Annotated in this window: 16 protein-coding genes; 5 read left to right on the top strand and 11 right to left on the bottom strand. The window is 61.9% G+C overall.

What is annotated here, in order from left to right; genetic code table 11:
• Nucleotides 1–79: 79 nt before the first annotated feature.
• Both J8F10_RS18555 and J8F10_RS18550 read left to right on the top strand, forming a co-directional pair.
• On the top strand, nucleotides 80–556 hold the full coding sequence (locus J8F10_RS18555; protein ID WP_210656154.1) for an Hcp family type VI secretion system effector: 477 nt from the start codon (nucleotides 80–82) through the stop codon (nucleotides 554–556).
• A gap of 197 nt (nucleotides 557–753) precedes the next feature.
• Nucleotides 754–2,943 carry a type VI secretion system Vgr family protein gene (locus J8F10_RS18550; protein WP_210656152.1) on the top strand — a complete coding sequence of 730 codons (2,190 nt, stop codon included), beginning with the start codon at nucleotides 754–756 and terminating at the stop codon, nucleotides 2,941–2,943.
• A 36-nt stretch (nucleotides 2,944–2,979) separates the two neighbouring features.
• Here the strand turns inward: J8F10_RS18550 and J8F10_RS18545 are convergent, their stop codons facing one another.
• The 3 genes from J8F10_RS18545 to J8F10_RS18535 all read right to left on the bottom strand — a co-directional run bounded on the left by J8F10_RS18545 (nucleotide 2,980) and on the right by J8F10_RS18535 (nucleotide 5,650).
• Nucleotides 2,980–4,323: a DUF1501 domain-containing protein gene (locus J8F10_RS18545; protein ID WP_210656150.1), complete on the bottom strand. Its 1,344-nt coding sequence runs from the start codon at nucleotides 4,321–4,323 to the stop codon at nucleotides 2,980–2,982.
• A gap of 255 nt (nucleotides 4,324–4,578) precedes the next feature.
• The gene (locus J8F10_RS18540) at nucleotides 4,579–5,115 is read right to left on the bottom strand and encodes an IS630 family transposase (protein WP_210652505.1); all 537 of its coding nucleotides are present in this window, start codon (nucleotides 5,113–5,115) and stop codon (nucleotides 4,579–4,581) included.
• Between the two features lie 7 nt (nucleotides 5,116–5,122).
• Nucleotides 5,123–5,650 (bottom strand): helix-turn-helix domain-containing protein, encoded by a 528-nt coding sequence (locus J8F10_RS18535; RefSeq protein ID WP_210652504.1) that lies wholly within the window; start codon nucleotides 5,648–5,650, stop codon nucleotides 5,123–5,125.
• 339 nt (nucleotides 5,651–5,989) lie between these two features.
• On the opposite strand from J8F10_RS18535, the gene J8F10_RS18530 reads away from it, so the two are divergent.
• Nucleotides 5,990–6,733, top strand: coding sequence for a hypothetical protein (locus J8F10_RS18530; protein ID WP_210656148.1), 744 nt, complete (start codon nucleotides 5,990–5,992; stop codon nucleotides 6,731–6,733).
• Here J8F10_RS18530 and J8F10_RS18525 read toward each other — a convergent pair.
• Nucleotides 6,730–8,091 carry a DUF1501 domain-containing protein gene (locus J8F10_RS18525; RefSeq protein ID WP_210656146.1) on the bottom strand — a complete coding sequence of 454 codons (1,362 nt, stop codon included), beginning with the start codon at nucleotides 8,089–8,091 and terminating at the stop codon, nucleotides 6,730–6,732. The two genes, J8F10_RS18530 and J8F10_RS18525, sit on opposite strands and share 4 nt — an antisense overlap.
• Nucleotides 8,092–8,448: 357 nt before the next feature.
• Nucleotides 8,449–10,662, bottom strand: a complete 2,214-nt coding sequence (locus tag J8F10_RS18520) for a DUF1549 and DUF1553 domain-containing protein (RefSeq protein ID WP_210656143.1) — start codon at nucleotides 10,660–10,662, stop codon at nucleotides 8,449–8,451.
• Nucleotides 10,663–10,803: 141 nt separating this feature from the next.
• On the opposite strand from J8F10_RS18520, the gene J8F10_RS18515 reads away from it, so the two are divergent.
• Entirely contained in the window at nucleotides 10,804–11,001 is a 198-nt protein-coding gene (locus J8F10_RS18515; RefSeq protein WP_210656141.1) for a hypothetical protein, read from the top strand.
• A 482-nt stretch (nucleotides 11,002–11,483) separates the two neighbouring features.
• A complete protein-coding gene (locus J8F10_RS18510) occupies nucleotides 11,484–11,768 on the top strand; it encodes a hypothetical protein (RefSeq protein ID WP_246523440.1) in 285 nt (94 codons plus the stop codon).
• Nucleotides 11,769–11,916: 148 nt separating this feature from the next.
• Here the strand turns inward: J8F10_RS18510 and J8F10_RS18505 are convergent, their stop codons facing one another.
• From J8F10_RS18505 to J8F10_RS18480, 6 genes are all read right to left on the bottom strand, one after another.
• Complete coding sequence (locus J8F10_RS18505; RefSeq protein ID WP_210656139.1) at nucleotides 11,917–12,873, bottom strand: DUF1559 family PulG-like putative transporter; 957 nt, start codon at nucleotides 12,871–12,873, stop codon at nucleotides 11,917–11,919.
• Nucleotides 12,870–13,991 (bottom strand): hypothetical protein, encoded by a 1,122-nt coding sequence (locus J8F10_RS18500; RefSeq protein WP_210656137.1) that lies wholly within the window; start codon nucleotides 13,989–13,991, stop codon nucleotides 12,870–12,872. The genes J8F10_RS18505 and J8F10_RS18500 overlap by 4 nt, the downstream gene beginning before the upstream one ends.
• Before the next feature lie 151 nt (nucleotides 13,992–14,142).
• The gene (locus J8F10_RS18495) at nucleotides 14,143–14,643 is read right to left on the bottom strand and encodes a hypothetical protein (RefSeq protein ID WP_210656136.1); all 501 of its coding nucleotides are present in this window, start codon (nucleotides 14,641–14,643) and stop codon (nucleotides 14,143–14,145) included.
• Nucleotides 14,644–14,680: 37 nt separating this feature from the next.
• On the bottom strand, nucleotides 14,681–15,382 hold the full coding sequence (locus J8F10_RS18490) for a DUF1573 domain-containing protein (RefSeq protein ID WP_210656134.1): 702 nt from the start codon (nucleotides 15,380–15,382) through the stop codon (nucleotides 14,681–14,683).
• Nucleotides 15,383–15,829: 447 nt separating this feature from the next.
• Entirely contained in the window at nucleotides 15,830–16,012 is a 183-nt protein-coding gene (locus J8F10_RS18485) for a hypothetical protein (RefSeq protein ID WP_162671662.1), read from the bottom strand.
• 1 nt (nucleotide 16,013) lies between these two features.
• Nucleotides 16,014–17,429, bottom strand: coding sequence for a putative sulfate exporter family transporter (locus tag J8F10_RS18480; protein ID WP_210656132.1), 1,416 nt, complete (start codon nucleotides 17,427–17,429; stop codon nucleotides 16,014–16,016).
• Between the last annotated feature and the right edge of the window lie 15 nt (nucleotides 17,430–17,444).

Below are 17,444 nucleotides of genomic sequence, written 5' to 3'. Positions count from 1 at the left end.
AACACGGGTCGCGAGTCAACGGCCCAGAAAACAACGGGTTCGAGTCCGGGGTGCTTCACCCCACAACGAGGAGCAGGTTATGCCGATTTACGTCAAGTACGGGAAGATCGTCGGGAACGTGACCGAGGCGGGGCACAAGGACTGGGTGGAAGTGAACAGCTTCCAGTGGGGCGTGGGGCGCGGGATCGGGTCGCCGGTCGGGAAGTCTGCGAACCGCGAATCGTCGGCCCCTTCGGTCAGCGAAATTACGGTTTCCAAGCAGATGGACAAGTCCACCTTCGCGTGGCTCCAGGAAGCACTGACCGGCAAGGGCGTGGACTGCACCGTCCACTTCTGCTCGACCGACGGCAAGGAGCTCCGCATGTACGCGGAGTACAAGCTGACCAACTGTCTCATCAGCGGGTACTCGCTGTCGAGTGGCGGCGACCGCCCGTCCGAGAGCCTCTCGATCAACTTCACCAAGATCGAGTACCTGTTCAAGGAATACGGCCAGGACAACTCGATCACCGACAGCCCGCGCGTGTCTTACGACCTGGCGACCGCGGTCGCTTCGTAATCCCGGCCCCAATCTTTCAGAGTCGAAAGTCGTAAGGCCGAAAGTCGTAAAGTCGAAGATACCAACCACATTGGTCTTCGCCTTTACGACTTTCGGCCTTCCTGACTTTACGACTTTCGCCTTTACGACTTTCGGCTCGGCTCCGACTTTCGACCCTGTAAAGATTGGAACCCTGAAAGATTGGGACTCGGAAAGACATGGCCCTCACCCAGAACCGCCGGCTCGTCACGCTCACGACCCCGCTCGGAGCTGATACGTTCATCGTCACCGGGTTCCGCGGGCGCGAGCGCCTGTCCGTGCCGTTCGAGTTCGCGCTCGATCTGGTTTCGGAGAACCTGACGGTCGCCGCAGCCGATCTCGTCGGTAAGGCAGTCGGGTGGACGCTCAACATGCCCGACGACACCCCGCGCCCGTTCCACGGGTTCGTGCGGAAGCTCGTCGCGGGCGAAAGTGCGAGTCGCGGCCTGCGCGCCTACCGCGCCGAAGTGGTCCCCTGGTTGTGGTTCCTCACGCGCACCACGGATTGCCGCATTTTCCAGAACATGACCGTGGACGCGATCATCACGAGCACGTTCGACCGGCTCGGGCTCACCGACTACAAGAAGCAGCTCCAGGGGACGTACCCGACGCGCGAGTACTGCGTGCAGTACCGCGAGACCGCGTTCGCGTTTGTGTCGCGGCTCATGGAAGAGTACGGCATTTACTACTTCTTCGAGTTCAAGGAGGGGCAGCACACGCTGGTCCTGGCCGATGCGCCCTCGGCCGCGTTCGACTGTGCCCCGCACGGAACCGTCGAGTACCGGCCGGACGTGCCCGGCGCGGAGAGCGTGTCGAGTTGGGACCGGCGGTTCGCGTTCCGCTCGGGGAAGGTCACGCACACCGATTACAACTTCGAGACCCCGGCCACGAACTTGCTGAAGGACGCGGACACCACCGTCGCGCTCACCGGCATCAGCGGTTTCGAGCTGTTCGACTACCCCGGCGGGTACCCGGTCGCGGGCGACGGCACCACACTCGCGAAGGCGCGCATGGAAGAAGTGGAGGCCGGGTACGACACCGCGACCGGCACGAGCCGGTGCTCGTCCTTCGCCCCCGGGGGCAAATTCACACTGGAGAACCACCCGTCTGATGACGGCAGCTACGTGTTCCTCGAAGTAGAACACAACGCGAGCGAGGATTGGGCCGGAGGTGGCCCCGGCGCGGCCGACTACTCGAACACGTTCGTCGTCGCGCCCGCGGCGGTACCGTTCCGCCCCGCACCATCGACCCCGCGCCCCGCAATTTCGGGCGCGCAAACGGCCGTGGTCGTCGGGCCGAGCGGCGAGGAGATTTACACCGACAAGTACGGGCGCGTGAAGGTGCAGTTCTTCTGGGACCGGCTCGGCAAGAAGGACGAGAACAGTTCGTGCTGGATTCGCGTGTCCGAGATGTGGGCCGGCAAACAGTGGGGCATGGTCTTCACGCCCCGAATCGGGCAAGAGGTGGTGGTCGAGTTCCTCGAGGGCGATCCGGACCGCCCGCTCATCACGGGCCGCGTGTACAACGCCGAACAAATGCCGCCCTACGCGCTGCCCGCGAACATGACGCAAAGCGGGTTAAAAACGCGATCCACTAAAGGCGGCGGAGAAGCGGACTTCAACGAACTGCGGTTCGAGGACGCGAAGGGCAAGGAGGACATTTACTTCCACGCGCAGAAGGACTTCCACCGGTTCGTGGAGAACGACGACGACCTGAAGGTCGAACACGACCAGTTCATTCAGATCAAGAACAACCGCACGCTGACGGTACAAGAGGGTTTCGAGAAGATCACCATCGAAACGGGCGACCGCGACCGGACCGTCTCGAAGGGCAACGACACGCTGCTCGTGAGCAAGGGCAACCGCAGCGTCACGGTGTCCGAGGGTAACGAATCGCTGACGGTCAGTAAGGGCACCCGCACCGTTGACGTGAAGTCCGACTACACCGTGACCGTACAGGAGGGGAACCGCAGCATCACGGTGTCAAAGGGCAACGACACGCACACCGTTACGAAGGGCAACCGCGTGGCGGGTGTCGATACGGGCAACGACACGCTGACCGTCGCGAAGGGCAACATCGGCGTTAAGGCGACCGCGGGGAGCATCGAGATCGAGGCCGGTACGTCCATCACGCTGAAGGTGGGTGCGAACAAGATCGTCATCGATTCGAGCGGGATCTTGATCGACGCCGCGAAGGTGACGCTCAAAGCCACCGCGAGTTCAGTGGAAGTCGCCCCGGCCGGCGTGACCGTGAAGGCGCCGAACGTGAACCTGAAGGGCGACGCTCAGGTGAAGGTGGAAGGCCCAATGGTCGCGGTCGAAGGCGCGGGAGTGACGACCGTGAAGGGCGGCATCGTGCAGATCAATTGACCGGACCGCGATCACACGAAGCCCTGCCGGGTGCCGTCACGCCAACTCGCTGATGACATCACCGTGGGGCAGCATCGGGATGGGGCGGCCGGTACCATCCGTGAAACTGGTCGCGTTGAAGTCGATGTTCAGGTGCGTGAACACCGTCGCCCACAAATCGTTCGGCGTGAGCGGGCGGCCCTTCGGCACCTCGGCCTTTGCGGTCGTGCTGCCCACCGTGATACCCGTCTTGCACGCACCGCTCACCAAAATGCTCTGCGCCTGGGGCCAGTGATCTCGCCCCGGTCGACCGGTCGCCTTATCGTACTCGACGCGCGGCGTGCGCCCGAACTCGCCCGTCACCACGAGCAACACACGCTTGTTCAGCCCGCGCGCGTACAAGTCCTCGATCAGTGCCGAGATCGCCTGATCGAGGAAGCCGAGCTTGTACCGCGTGTCCTCAAAGATGTGGCAGTTGACCGCGTGCGAGTCCCAGTTGTACGTGTGGTCCTTCTTCAGATCCGCGCCCGGCGGGGTCGCGTTCTCCATCACCATCGTGACCCACGACGCGCCCGCCTCCACGAGCCGCCGGGCGAGCAGCGCCCGCTGTCCGTAGCGGTGCATCCCGTACCGGGCGCGCGTTTTCGGGGATTCTCTCGTGAGATCGAAGGCATGCTTCGCGGTGTCCGTTGTGATGAGATCCAGCGCACGAGCGCGGGCGGCGTTCATGCCCTCGGCGCGGCCCGCGAGGTCCGGGCCGATCAACGGCGCATCGAATTTGCTAAGCAGTGCGAGACGATCTTTCAACTTCTCTTCGGTTCCCGGTAGCGCCGAGAGGTTCTTCACCTCGAACTTGCTATCGGCCGGGTCGCCCGGGACGAACAGCGGGTGCGATTGCGGCCCGAGGTACGCGGAGCCGAAACTGAACGTGTCGATCTGCTGGCGCCCGCCGTCGACGCCCGCGATGTAGTTCGGGACCGCGGCCCGCTTCGACTTCAGCACCTCTGCGACCATTGACCCGACCATCGGCGTGTCGTTCACGAAGCCGACCTGTTGGAGCGGGTCGCGCCCGGTGAGGAACCGCTTGTGCCCACCGCCGTGGTCCGCGAACGTGTGCGCCACCGAGCGGATGATCGAGTACCGGTCCGTCACCTTCGCGAGTTGCGGTAGGTGCTCGCAAATCTGGATTCCGGTGACGTTGGTTTTGATCGGTTTGAACGCGCCGCGGTACTCATCAGGCGCATCCGGCTTCATGTCGAACGTGTCCTGGTGCGGCGGACCGCCCGGGAGCCAGACAAAGATGACCGCCGGGTCGTTTGTGGTCGCATCGGCCGCTGGCGTCTTGTGTGCAGAGAGCGGACCGAGGGCCGCGGACGCGAGACCGACCGAGCCGAACCGCATAACGTCGCGGCGATCGGGGCCTCGGCAGGAGCGGAATTTTGGTAACACGCTGACGTGCTCCGCGCGGGTGGAAGTGCGTGAGGTGGGTACCGTGCAGATTAGGCGCAAATTGCTGTGAAGTCAAAGGCGAGGTGTTCGCGTTGTTGCACACCGAAGCCGGCGCATAGCGGACAGTACCGAGGCCATATTAAGGACGCGGCTGTCACGAAGCCTACCTGCGCAGTTCCGAAGCGCGAAGAAGAGAGGATTTATGCTTTACGCATTCAGGAGTGACACATTGCCCCAGGTCTGGAAGTTGTGCGTCAACAGAGTGGCCAGCTTCTGGCGGTGTTTGGTCGTCAGATCAGCCAGGCACCCGTCGATGGCGTCCTGAAACTTTTTGAAATCCTGATGGTGGCGGCTGTTCAGAACTTCCATCTTGACGAACTTCCACAGTCGCTCGATCAGGTTCAGGTTGGGCGAGTAACTCGGCAGGAACAGCAACTCGATACCCAACTCCTTGGCCGCGCCCTGCACCAACGCGCACCGCTGGTACCGGGCGTTGTCCATCACCAACGTGACCGGTATCGGCATCCCTCGGTTCGCGATCGTGCGGAGCAACGCACACACCGAGGTCGCCGTGATGTAGGTCGTGTTGATCTCCGTCACCAGTTCGTGCGTGACCGCGTTGAGCGCGCCCAGCACGTTGTACCGCTGCCGGCCACTCGCCGCCCGCACATACAGCCGCACGAAGCACCACACCCACCCCAGGAACGACGCCAACACGAAGTGCGACGCGTCTACGAAATACACGGTCCGGTTACCGCCCCGAGCCTGCGCCAGCTTCGGTTCCAGTTCCGCCTTTTAAAAAGTCCGCCTGCGTTCGGGCGTGTTCCACGACGGTCTTCTTCGGTGGGACCGGGATTGGGGCCACCTTCAGGCACTTCATCCCCAGGTCGTCCTTCAGGAACTTACGGACCCGTGATGGCTTCCGTCGGACGCCGGTCCGCTCCTCGATCCGCCGCGCCGCGTCGTGAGCCGTGTGCGGCGGACGCGCGCGGAACTCCTCTTCGATCGTGGCCCGGTGCGGCGTCAGGGCGCTGGGCTGGCCTTTCCAACCGAACGACCGGACGCCGTCCAGACCTTTGACCGCGAAGATCCGCAGCACCCGCTGGACCGTGGACCGCGACACATTGGCCAGCTCGGCGATGCACCCGTGGGTCTGGTTCTTGCTCTTGAGCCAAAGGATCTCCATGCGCTCCTGAACGCGCGGGTCCGGGTGCCCATACCGATCACGCGCGATCGCTTCGACCACGGCCTCGGGAAACGAATATGTGGGGCGCATCATCGGCCTCCCGAATACGGATTACGGCGACAGGCCTATCCTCTGCTGACGAGCGCTGACCCGCAAGGACGACTTGTGTCACTTCAGGGGACGCCGAGAATAGAAACAATACCTCTTGGCAAAGATCGGGATAACCGCTCCGATCCGAAGAACACTGATCGTGATAGCGGTGTGATGTTCGTCATGACTGAACCTGCACCGTAGGCGATCCCAAAGCAGCACTAATCAGTGGCATAATCGGAACCTCCCATTGATAGCTGTGCAAATTTAGGTGAATCGCGCCTTGAGCCGCCTCTGCAAGTGGTGATACAGTGCAATTATGTCCATAAGCAAGGAGGATTTGTGGCAGCAAACCGATTGCAGCTTTACGAGTACGCTGGCGGAAAATGTGTTTTTTGTGGGCGCGATGTTCGAGAAAATCTGGCTCGCTTCCACACTCTAAACGGTTTCGAGTTCAATCACATCAACCCCAAAAAGAAGGCCCCTGATTATGAGAACCTGATTCGCCGTAATCTATCAAGCGAACAATTGGACGAAATCGACAAATGTGCTCTGATGTGCCGCATCTGTCACAGTATCTTCCATGCGCAAAACATCACAGCGCGAGGGACAATCAGCATTCGTGTCGGAAAGATGCGGAGGCAGCAGACGTATCGCGCGGCAGGAATGGCAGATTGGAAAGAGAAACGTTTGGTGCTTTTCAGCGATCAAGACGATGCACTCGCGATTTTCACAGCTCAATACCAGAGGACGCCTCCTCGCTTCATGACCAAGAAAGACATTGAAGCACGATTCCTTCCCGAACTCCTTCCTGCGGTAAAATCGCAAGGTTCACTATTGATCCGAGGTAGTAACAGGACACCACTCCTCCTGGTGGAACCCGTTGATTCCGATCACTTTCAAATCCAAATGGACGTCCGCTGTCCACTATTCCAAGTCGAGCTTCACGAAGAGCAGGGTAAACCTGTGATCTGGGTTCGGAATGGAAAAGCGGTAACGGCGGAAGGCGAAGTGCTTCATCAGGGAGTCGTCACTTTCTACCGCCTACCGTATTCCGAGTGGTGCAAAGCAAAAGTCTCGGCTTAACTGAACAGTTCGCGCATCGGCTTCCCGCGTGCGATCGGCAGCGGGCGGTTCAGTTTGTCGCGGACCTCGGTTTCCGGGTCGATCCCGAGCGCCTCGAACATCGTCGCCGCGAGGTCTTCCGGGCGCGCCTGGCCCACGGTGGAGTACGCGCCGAGCTTGTCGCTGGCGCCGTAGACGAACCCGCGTTTCGCCCCACCTCCAGCGAGAACGGCGCAATAGCACTGCGGCCAGTGGTCGCGTCCCCCATTGGAACTGATCTTCGGGGTGCGCCCGAACTCGCCCACCCACACCACGAGCGTATCGTCCAGCATCCCGCGGTCTTCGAGGTCGGTGAGGAGCGCGGGCAGCGTCTGGTCGGTCATCGGCAGCAGTTCGTCGAGCCGGTCCGTGACGCTCTCCTTGTTGAACCCGTGGTAGTCCCAGCCCTGTCCCTTCCCGCCAATGGCGCGCGAGAAGTACACGTTCACGAACTTCGCACCGGCTTCGACCACGCGCCGCGCGAGCAAGCACCCCTGGCCATAGGTCGTGCGCCCGTAGGCGTCTCGCGTCTTCTTGCTCTCCTTTGTGAGATCGAAGGCCTGCTTGAAGCGCGGGCTGGTGAGCATCGCCACCGCCTTCTGATAGCTCTCGTCCAGTCCCTGCGCGACCAGCGAGGTTTCGAGCAGGTCACTCTGCTCGTCAATCAACTTCAGAATGTCCTTGCGGCTCTCCAGACGTTCGACGCTCAAATTGTCCGGCAGCGTGAGTTCCGGCAACTTGAAGTCGGCCCGGCTCGGGTCTTGGTTCACGAACAGCGGGCTGTGGGCTTTGCCCAAGAAGCTCGCGTGCTGGCCCGGAGTAATGGACCCGTCCGCGATGACGTGCGGGTACGCGACGAACGTGGCAACGCCTTTCGGCGCCGGCGCGAGCTTATCGACAAGGGAACCGTAAGCGGGGAACAGTTCGAGCGAGTCGCGGAGGCGCTGGTCATCGGTGGGCGGCGCGACTCCGGTGAGGCTGTAGTACCCCGCGGAGTTGTGGTTCTTCATCGTGTGCTGCATACAGCGCACGATGGTCAGCTTGTCGGCCATTGCCGCGATCTTCGGGATGCGCTCGCCGAAGATCACGCCCGGTAGTTTTGTCTTGGTAGCGCCGTACCACCCGCGCACGTTGTCCGGCGCATCGGGCTTCGGGTCGAACGTTTCGTGTTGCCCCGGTCCGCCCCACTGGTGCAAGAAGATGACGCTCTTGGCCGTGGCGCGGTGCTTGGCCTTCGGCGCTTCCGCCGCGCGCAGCATTTCCGGGAACGACAGCCCGAGAAGCGACGCTCCGCCGACGCGGAGAACGGCCCGACGGGAGGGAAACGAAGTGTGAGGCATGGCAGCGCCCTTGTCTTCAAGCCCCGTAAGGGGCGGCAGATGGTAGCCAGGGGTGGAGCAACGCGCAACCCTTGGTGGAGCGACGCACAACCCCGGCGGGCAGCGCGCCAGGGGTGGAACCCCCGGCGGGCAGCGCCAGGGGTTCCACCCCTGGCTACTATCTGCCGCCCCTTCGGGGCTAATCCAGTTTTCTTGTAACGAGCCGCGACCGCAAGGGAGCGGGAGGCACCTCCGCGCAAAGCGGCTCGCTAGCCCACTATGAGGCACAGTCGGTTCGCGGAATCCTGGTTAACATGGGAGTCGTTCCCCGCTCCCTTGCGGTCGCGGCTCGTTCGCCCGCAAGCACTCGGAACGGCACTATCGTCTCAGCAAGAATTCCTTGCTATTCAGCAGCGCCCAGAGCACGTCTTCCCACGCGGCGCGGCGATCCTTCGCGGCCGCGAGGTACGCGAGCAGTTTCTTCGCTTCGGTCGAAGTTGGTGACCGGCACAGCGCGGCGAGGTAGAACTCGTCGAGCATCTCCGCGTCCGTTTTACCGGCGGAGAGCATCTTGCCGAGCCGGTTGTTGGAATCTCGCACCAGCGTGTTCATCAACTCACCCGTAATGAGCTGGAACGCCTGGAGCAAGCCCGGGTCGTCGTTGCGTTCGCACTCGCAGGTGAGCAGGCGGTCGGGTTTCCCGAATACCTTCAGGAAGCGCTCGCTCATGCCTTCAAACCCGCGCCGGCCGGATTGGGGCGGGGCCGGGATCTGGTTCGCACGCATCCCGAGCGGGTACCCCTTAAACTGCACCGGCACGCCGGTCACTTGTGCGAGGGCGTCGAGCAATTGCTCCGCTTCCAGCGGCATTACGGTCGCGTGCGAGTTGTGGAGGTCGTCACCCATCGTGGTACTGTCGCGCACCGTCGCACTCAGTTGGTAGGTGTGGCTCAGCATGATCGTCTTCACGGTGCGCTTGAGGCGGAATCCGCCTTTGGCAAAGTCTTCCGCGAGCCAAGCGAGTAACTCCGGGTTCGTCGGCGGGTTGGTCGCGCGGAAGTCGTCGTTCGGGTCGACCAGTCCGCGCCCCATCAGGTGCAACCAGATCCGGTTCACCTGCGCCTTTGCGAAGAACGGGTTACTCGGCGCCGCGATCCAGTCCGCGACGGCGGCGAGCCGGTCGGCGCTTTCACCCATTTCCGGTGTGGAGGCGCCCAAGAAGCGCGGTTTCGCGGACAGCTTCGTGCGCGGGTTCGGCATCTCCGACGTGCGGTTCTGCCACACGATCTGCTCGCCCACGAACTCGTGCTTGTCCAGATTGTCCTTCTTGTTGTTCTCTAAAATGCGGTAATCGATGCGGGCGAACAGCGCCCCGAAGCCGTAGTAATCATCAATCGTCCACCGGTCGAACGGGTGGTTGTGGCACCGCGCGCAGCCGATACGGATGCCGAGGAACACTTGCGCAACGGATTCCGAACGCATCAACGGGTCGCGGACCGCGCGCCAGAAGTTCGCGGGCGGATTCGCATAAGTGCTTCCGCGGGCGGCGATGATGTCGCGTGCGAATTCGTTGAGGGGCCGGTCCGCGGCGAGTTGGGCCGCGATCCACCGGTAGAACACCGCGACGCCCTTCTTGTCGAGCGACTTCTCTTCGTTGCGCAAAAGGTCCGACCACTTCTGTGCCCAATACTCGGCGAACTCGGGGCGCGCGAGGAGGGAATCGATCAGTTTCGCGCGCTTCTTCGGATCGGTGTCATCAAGAAACGCGCGCGTTTCGGCGGGCGTGGGCAGAACGCCGAGTGCATCAAGAAACGCCCGACGCAAGAAAACGTGGTCGGGGGACAATTCCGCCGGCTTCAGACGCAACTCTTTCAACTGCGCGAACACCAATCGGTCGATCGCGTTATTCGTGGGGAAGTTGACCGTGTCGGGAACCGGGCGGTCCGGCAGGAAGACGATGCGGACCGGTTCGACGTGCGAGAGGTACCGCACGAGCAGCACGACCTCGCCAGTTTGTTCGCGGACCACTTCGCCCACGGGCGTGATCTTCGCGACACCAACTGCGGTGAACTCGAACGCGGCGAGCGAAGTGACGTTGCGCGTGGTGCCGTCGGAGAAATGTGCGAGCGCTTTGACCTGAAAGCGATCGGCCGGGTCCACCAGGATTTGACTCGCGGGGGTGACCGTGAGTTTGGTGAGAGCGGCCCCGCCCGGCGCATCGAACTTGGCGCCGCGCGCGATCCAATCGCGAAGGACCGCGTACTCGGGAGCGCTCTTCGCGAAGCGCGCCCCGCCTTCGTGCGGCACCTGTGCGGTGGCCTTTTGGAGAAGAAGACTCTCGTCGGGCTTAATGGGGTCGATTCGTCGTGCGAGCATGTCGCGCGTGAGAACGGCGAAGTCTCCGGTCACCTCTTCGCCCTTGAGCGAGAGCTTCAGCCCGCCCTTGCCGTTGAGGTTGCCGTGGCACGCGCCCGCGTTGCACCCGGCCCGCGTGAGCACGGGGAGCACTTCGCGCTCGAACGACACTTCGGCAGCAGACGCAGCGAGGGGTGAGGCGAGCACCAGTAGCGCGGCGAGAGACCGGACGGGCATCAGCGCACTCCGGGGAGCGGTCGGTGGGTCTCCCCAGTTTACCATCCCGACTCCGGCAGAGCGAACACGAACACCGTAGTATCGGCACGCAGATTCCGTTCGTAGTGGCGGGGCGGCGCAACCGATCTTGATCTGTGCCGGTTGCTGGCCGAGCGACTCGGGGATCGGGCCATCGCACGGGCCACGGGCCGATCCCGGTCCTGGGTTCACAACTTCGTCAACGCCCTGTACCGGGAACAAACCCCGGACGATCCGGAACCGCCCCCAAAGTCGGCCCCGGTCGTGATCGAGGCCGATGAGTTGTGGAACTTCGCGGGGTCCGAAGACCAGGTCCAGTGAGTGTGGGTAGCCTTGGAAGCGGAACCCGGCGGGTGCTGGCGATGACCGGTCCGCAGCCACGGCTCAGCGATTGTGGGACGCGCTCCCGCGCGGGTATCGGACCGGGGCACCGTGTACACCGACGTCCTCGCCTCGTATCGGGTCGCGATCCCCCAGATCCCGACACCGACCCGTGGGTACGAACACCGGGAACCGCAGCGCTTTGGGCCTCGCCCGGCTCGGCCCGGAGGTGTTAGGCGACGGGCACCGGTTCGTGGTCGGCCGGTTGCGCACCTGAATTACTGCACCCGTGCGGCGCGAGTTCGTCGCGCTGTGACATCGTCACAACATGTGTGTAGGCAACTACAAACGCCAGTTCCATTCGATCGAATCTCGAACCGGTACCGCATAGCGGTACCGCACGGGCGCGGAAGTGGGAATATTCTCGACGGATTCGGCGCGCGGCGCGGGTACAATACACTATCGCCCATAACGGAGAAGCAATGCGCGCACGTGAGATTTGCCATGCGTGGGTCGTGTACCGGATGACAATGGACAAGGGTAAAGTCGGCGGGAACGTGGTGTGCGAACAGCGCGAGTGGGACGCGATCGAGGCCGCCCAGCCCGGTCTGCACACGCTCTTGCACACGGGGATCAAGACCGAGAAAGAAGCCGAGCGGTTGGCGACCGGCACGGCCGGCGATAACTACCGCGTGCGCGCGAGCCGGCAACCCGTTGCACGACCCGCGGTCAACGTGCCCCCGTTGGTCGGCACCTCACCGCGCTAGTGTGCCCGAGGCCCTGCCATCTGCCGCTCCGTAGTTGATCGCTTCTGCATTGCACATGCTGATTGAACTCGGGCGCTCGATGTCGAGTGCCCGAGCACCAACTCTCAACCGACTTGCGCCGCGTTGCTCGAGTGGCGTGGTATCGGAATCAGTCGGGAGCAACCACTTCGCCCCCGGCGCGGGTGGCTAGCGCGGCCAATATCGAGTTGGCCCGATACGCGAGGACGCGAACGGAACCGTCGCAAAAAGCGAAGTTGGCACCCCCGGAGTGCAAGGACCAATACTGGAACTGGGCGCAGTCGGCCTCAGAGTTCAAATCCGGTCGTTGATACGGGAACGGCCCGGGACCGCAACTCGCGTCCGGTACCCTCCAGACAAACGGGTTCGGATCATTAACGCCCATGACAGAACTGAGTTCGCCCGCTCCGTTCGCGTGTGCTCCCCACCCGTAATACAACCACCCGAGCATTAAGTTCTTTGGCGGCGGGCGTTCGCCGAACGCGAGCGTATTGGAAGTGCCGTCCGTTACATGTAACAGAGTTACGGTGCCGTCCGCGATGATGACGCCGTCTCGCCGCGCGCTGACCTCGCCCCCGTTCCCGAGGTACGAGGTGAGCGCGAACGATCGGGTGACGAGGGCCGGGCGGGGCCGGGCGAGTGAGTAGACGAACGTGACCTCCCAGCTCACGGCAGTTCGCGGGTCCGACGGGCAGGAGAACGGTTTCAGTGGCACGGACAGGCCGCGGTGCGGCGACGGGAATATCGCGTCCCGCTCGCGCCGAAAATCGTCCACCGCCGTCCGCCAGTTGGCCTCGAGTTCGAGGTACGGCGCGATCAGCAGCGGCCACTGAAGGTTGGGCGTCTCCGGGTCGGTACGCCGGTGACGGAACGCGGGCGGCAGTTGGCCGTGAGCGGACTCGTAGCCGTGCGTCGCGAGGGCGATCTGTCGGAGGTTCGACTGACAGCCCATTCGTGTGGCCGCCGCCCGAGCGCGCTGCACTGCGGGTATGAGCAGGGCGAACAGGAACGACAGGATGCTCACGACCACCAGCACTTCCACCAAACTGACGCCTCGGCGCCGAAGTGATCGGGTGAGCTCCGTCATCCCGCGGCCCTCCGCCGGCGGATGACGACCGCGAGTACCGCGGTTACGACTGCCAGTAGCGCGGTAACAATGCTCACGGTGAGAGTCGTGCTGCCTTCAGCCGGGTAGTTGGCCACGGTTTTCGGACCGTCGGCAACTGCCGTCTGGGGCCCGAGCATATCGGCCGTGTATTGGCCGAGCGTGTACGACTCATCGACCTTGCCGTTCCGCCACAGTGGCCGCTCGGAAGGTTTCAAATCGGGAAGCCCGATCGCCTGATTCTCGTTCAACCCGAGGCCAGCGAGCGTGAAGACCGCAGGATCGATGGCGCTGTCGAAATCGGCGTGTGTCACCGTGACGATTTCTTCACCCGGGTATTTCGCACCGTTGAACGAAATCGTCGTGTTGTGTTTCACCGTTTTCGGGTACCGATGCCCTCCCGGGGTCAGTTGCCAACTCACCTCCGTCGTTCGGCTTTCGGGTTCCCCTCCAACGACCTCGAACTTGTCCTCGAAAAAGACCGGATTAAACTCTTCGCGTTCACTAAGCCAAACGGATTGCTGGAGGTGCCCCGTCTTTCTGGACATGGCCGCGACAAGACACGGAACCCCGCCTCGGTTTTCGCGCCTTGTTTGGACATCGGACCGGCCAAAAAAGCCGGGAAAGTCGGAGCCAATATGAAGTTTCGGGTATCCGCATGGCCGGTCGTTGCTCAACCCGAAATATCGCCAGTCGAAATAGGTGCAGTATCCATCTAAATTGCGTGTGCCAAGGCGAACGAACTCGACCGTATGAAGCGTTGGGGGAGAACCCCGTACCACAGTGGTCACAATTCCGTAACCTTCTTTCTCGCAATTCTCACACGTGACTCGCCGATCGTGACTATCGTGATTCGGTCGCGGGGGCGTGTAGTGAGCGTCCAAGTGATCGACGCGAAATTTGTTCCCGTCACGCCAGATATGTAGAGTTGAGTCCCACGAGGACTCGAGCGGCGGCGGCGCGTTTGGCGTGCGCGATTCCACGCGGAGCTTCAGTTGATAGCGGTTTGGCATCCGCGACTTCTGGGCAACAACAGCCTCAGCTTTGTCGGCAGGTGCCCCCGGTGAGAGAACGAGAAAAATAATTGAAGCGAATTCCATTCCGCGCCCTCGAAAAGCCAGTTGTCCGGAAATTCAATTATTTTTGCTTATCTACCGAGTCAAAATCGTTTCACGTGGTCACGGCTAACGGGCGGGCAATTGCGACCACCCGTTTCTGAGATGTGGACCTACTCGATCCATGTAGCGACAATTAGGGCGCAGCTGGTGGCGGAGGTGGCGGAGGTGCAACGACAATTACTGCGCATTTTATATTGACCGAAGCCCCTTCTCGGCCGAGATCCTCCTTGACAAGCCTTTTGGTTATCACGATTTCGCCTTTTTGAGAGCAGTTCGTGTACAACGTACCATCACCCTTGGTCTTGGTTTCACCGACGCAGATCCGCTTTTGAGTACATTCTTGAGATGCGACACTGTCGGCGCAATACGATATATATTGCCCTGTAGCCGGATCGACCGCGGGAGACGTGCAGCCGAAATATTCGATATTGAATGCAATTGCATTCAGACACGCGCCATTGTGCGACAAGTCGCCTTGGCACTGTGAAGACTGATAGTAGCCCGCTGGTACCGTGCCGTCACATACAATACTTTTTGGTTTCGTCCCATCGCAAGTGGGGTTGGCTATCGCAGCGATTGCCAGTACCAGCGTGGTTGCGAAGCCGAAAGCGACCATACACGCGAGCTTTCGCATAACGTACCTCCTAAATAAGGCAAGAAATCGCGATTCACTATTTGCGAACCCGAACGGGCACCCGAATCGTTTCTTCACTTGGATTATTCGTGGTAATAATACACTCCGCTTCAAGTACGGCCTCGTCCCGTGTGTTGAGATCCAGTTCGAGTGTCACAATCGGCAGAGCACCAGCATCCACATGCACGCATTGATGATTTGATCGAACATCAATCACTTTATTCTGCTCCGCCGTCGAAGCGGTACTAACAACAAACGTGGCCTTTGGCTTCGCTCGCGTCAAGATCACTTCAGTCGGATCTATTTCAAAAACGCCCTTTGGTGCGAAGTACACCCTGCCGAATACTTGAACCGCGTCCGATCCAGCACTTGTACAGACGAGGGCGATGGTTTCCCTCCGAGGAACGCGGTTCCCACCGGCGTTGATTGCGAACTTCAGCGAGCACCGTTCCCCAGGAGCCAATTCCCGGCGATCCAGTTCGGCGGTCGTGCATGAACAACTCTTCATCGGCTCGCCGATCATAATGGTCCGGTCAGTATCGTTGACGAGCGTAAACGAATCGTGAATCGTCTCATTAAGGCGAACGGCGCCTAATTGTTTATCTGGCTCGAGAAAGTGAACTCCGCGGCGGACGGGAGCGGCCACCGACTCGGCGCGAACTGGCCCTTTGGCCCAGTAGACGAATGAAGCGACTGAGATCGCGGCGAGAATGCAAGATATGGTGACAAGTAGCCTCATGCTGCACCCGAGGGAATTCGCTTTTGTGGACATTGTCGCAATTTCAACCGTGGCGGCAAGCCATCCCGCGGCAATATTGAGCTAATGATATTTAAATAATCTTGCATTGTTTTGCCAGTCGCATCGAATTCATCCGCCCCTCTAACCCACACCGAGTGCGTCGCGCGAAAATCGTGGAAACGAAAACGAGGGCCGTCGGCTGTGCTTGGAACGCTGTTTCTACCTGGGATTATTTCGTGGATTTGTGCAAGGAGGGGCTTCGGACGACGCCTTTGGTTACCTCGGGCGCACGAACAAAGTTGAAGCGAAATGTGCCCGATGGAGGCGGGCAATCGGCAGTATGCGAACAGCTCGGGGCCGGGCCGGACGTGAACTCGTCAGTGCGTACCGCCGGTTGCTTCCCGAATCGACCGGGTTCGGGTCGTTGCAAAACCGGCCGCTCGGTTCTCAGTTCGAGCCGACGGGAAAATACGTTCGGCTCACCCAGAGCAACAGGCCGAGTAAAACTGCGCCGAGGGCCAGGCTCCCGCCGATCAGCCACTTTTCAGCGGGCAGCAGCGGCTCGGCTTCGACTTGAGCCAGTTCGCGGGCCATCTCCGCGTCGGTCGGAGGGACGTTCGGCTTTTCCATTTCACTTTCCCCCCGCCGGCACCCCGTGAAAGAACAGCCACGAGATCGCCAGCCCGATCCAGATCACGAACCCGAACAGGTTCACCACGTACACCAGCGCGAGGCGCCCCAACCCCTCGGCCCAGAGTCGGCGCACGTTCGTCGCCAGCCCGATGCTGAAGAACGTCAGCACGAAGAACAGTCTGCGGAACACGTCGGCCTGATCGGTCCCGCGTTTCAGGTCGCCGATCACACCCGGGTCCGATACCCCGATGGCGAAGAACGTGCCGAACGTCACCGCGTAGCCGAACACGAACTTGGGGAACCGCTCCCAGATCTCGCGGAGCGGGAGCCCCCGGCCCGGGCGCTTGTCGATCTTCCACGACCAGATTACGGACAGAACCAGTGCCCAGATCCCGATAAACACGTCGATGAACACCTTCACCGTCGTGGTCGTCAGTGCCATCCACTTCCGGGCCGGGTCTTTTTCGTCGGGGTAATAGAGCCCGGCCGTGATCTCCCCGCTGGAGAACGCGGCGCCGTCCGTTTTCACGGCCAGCCCCATCCACCCGGCGGCAACCATTGGTTCGTCGGGCAGGATCACGTGTGCGAGTTTCGGGAGCACTAACATCTCGAAGACCGCGAACACGACCACCAGCGACGATACCATGACCGGCACCACCGGTCGGGCGCGAATCGCGGCCCCCGTAGTGATCGCCGCGGTGACACCGCAAATCGAGATACCTGAGGCGAGGGGGGCGGCCCACTCGCGACTGAACCCGAACACCTTCCGCGCGATCAGGTACACCAGCGCCCAGTAGATGAGGTACGCCTCAATGATGGCCGCCAACCCGCGGAACAGGATCGCGGTCGCCCGGACCGATTCCTCGGCCGCTTTCGCCCCGAGAACCGCACCGTAGATCACGATACCGACTTTGATGAACAGCTCCGAGCGGGCCGCGTCCTTGAACCAGGCGCCTGCGCGCGGGAAGAGGTTCCCGATGAGCAACCCGCCGATCAGCGCGAGCAGGTACCCGGCCTCTCCGGTCAGGCCCAGTGCCCAGCCGACGCCCGCCGGGAGCTTGTTCGGGTTGGCCGCGATGTAGGCGTTGTGCCCGGCGACCCAACAGAGAAACGCGAGTACGAACAGCACGGCGAACCGGACGGCGAAGCGCGCCGGGCTGGTGCGCAGGAACACCGCACCGGCGGACAGCACGCCGAGCAGAAACACAAAGGTGGCCGCGAAGGCGCCGATCCCGGTCAGCCCCGCGAACGCGGAAGACGACGGGACGAGTGCCTTCGCGGGGTCGGCCCACTCCTTCACGGCCACCGACCAGCCGAGCAGGTTCGCCCCGGTGAGCGTGGCCAGACTGAGGCCGATGAGGAGCACGCCGATCAGAACAGCGAGGACGTCTTCTGAACGGAACCACGATTTCATGAGCCGGCGCGCCTT

This window comes from Gemmata palustris, from assembly GCF_017939745.1.
In the GTDB taxonomy this organism is placed as follows: Bacteria; Planctomycetota; Planctomycetia; order Gemmatales; family Gemmataceae; genus Gemmata; species Gemmata palustris.
This window is presented reverse-complemented; position numbering and strand designations above follow the sequence as displayed.

Bases quoted from the DNA above. Each gene is read 5' to 3' on its own strand.
- J8F10_RS18555 (WP_210656154.1), top strand. From the start codon at position 80: ATGCCGATTTACGTCAAGTACGGGAAGATCGTCGGGAACGTGACCGAG.
- J8F10_RS18550 (WP_210656152.1), top strand. From the start codon at position 754: ATGGCCCTCACCCAGAACCGCCGGCTCGTCACGCTCACGACCCCGCTC.
- J8F10_RS18545 (WP_210656150.1), bottom strand. From the start codon at position 4,323: ATGCGGTTCGGCTCGGTCGGTCTCGCGTCCGCGGCCCTCGGTCCGCTC.
- J8F10_RS18535 (WP_210652504.1), bottom strand. From the start codon at position 5,650: ATGATGCGCCCCACATATTCGTTTCCCGAGGCCGTGGTCGAAGCGATC.
- J8F10_RS18525 (WP_210656146.1), bottom strand. From the start codon at position 8,091: ATGCCTCACACTTCGTTTCCCTCCCGTCGGGCCGTTCTCCGCGTCGGC.
- J8F10_RS18520 (WP_210656143.1), bottom strand. From the start codon at position 10,662: ATGCCCGTCCGGTCTCTCGCCGCGCTACTGGTGCTCGCCTCACCCCTC.
- J8F10_RS18510 (WP_246523440.1), top strand. From the start codon at position 11,484: ATGCGCGCACGTGAGATTTGCCATGCGTGGGTCGTGTACCGGATGACA.
- J8F10_RS18505 (WP_210656139.1), bottom strand. From the start codon at position 12,873: ATGACGGAGCTCACCCGATCACTTCGGCGCCGAGGCGTCAGTTTGGTG.
- J8F10_RS18500 (WP_210656137.1), bottom strand. From the start codon at position 13,991: ATGGAATTCGCTTCAATTATTTTTCTCGTTCTCTCACCGGGGGCACCT.
- J8F10_RS18495 (WP_210656136.1), bottom strand. From the start codon at position 14,643: ATGCGAAAGCTCGCGTGTATGGTCGCTTTCGGCTTCGCAACCACGCTG.
- J8F10_RS18490 (WP_210656134.1), bottom strand. From the start codon at position 15,382: ATGAGGCTACTTGTCACCATATCTTGCATTCTCGCCGCGATCTCAGTC.
- J8F10_RS18485 (WP_162671662.1), bottom strand. From the start codon at position 16,012: ATGGAAAAGCCGAACGTCCCTCCGACCGACGCGGAGATGGCCCGCGAA.
- J8F10_RS18480 (WP_210656132.1), bottom strand. From the start codon at position 17,429: ATGAAATCGTGGTTCCGTTCAGAAGACGTCCTCGCTGTTCTGATCGGC.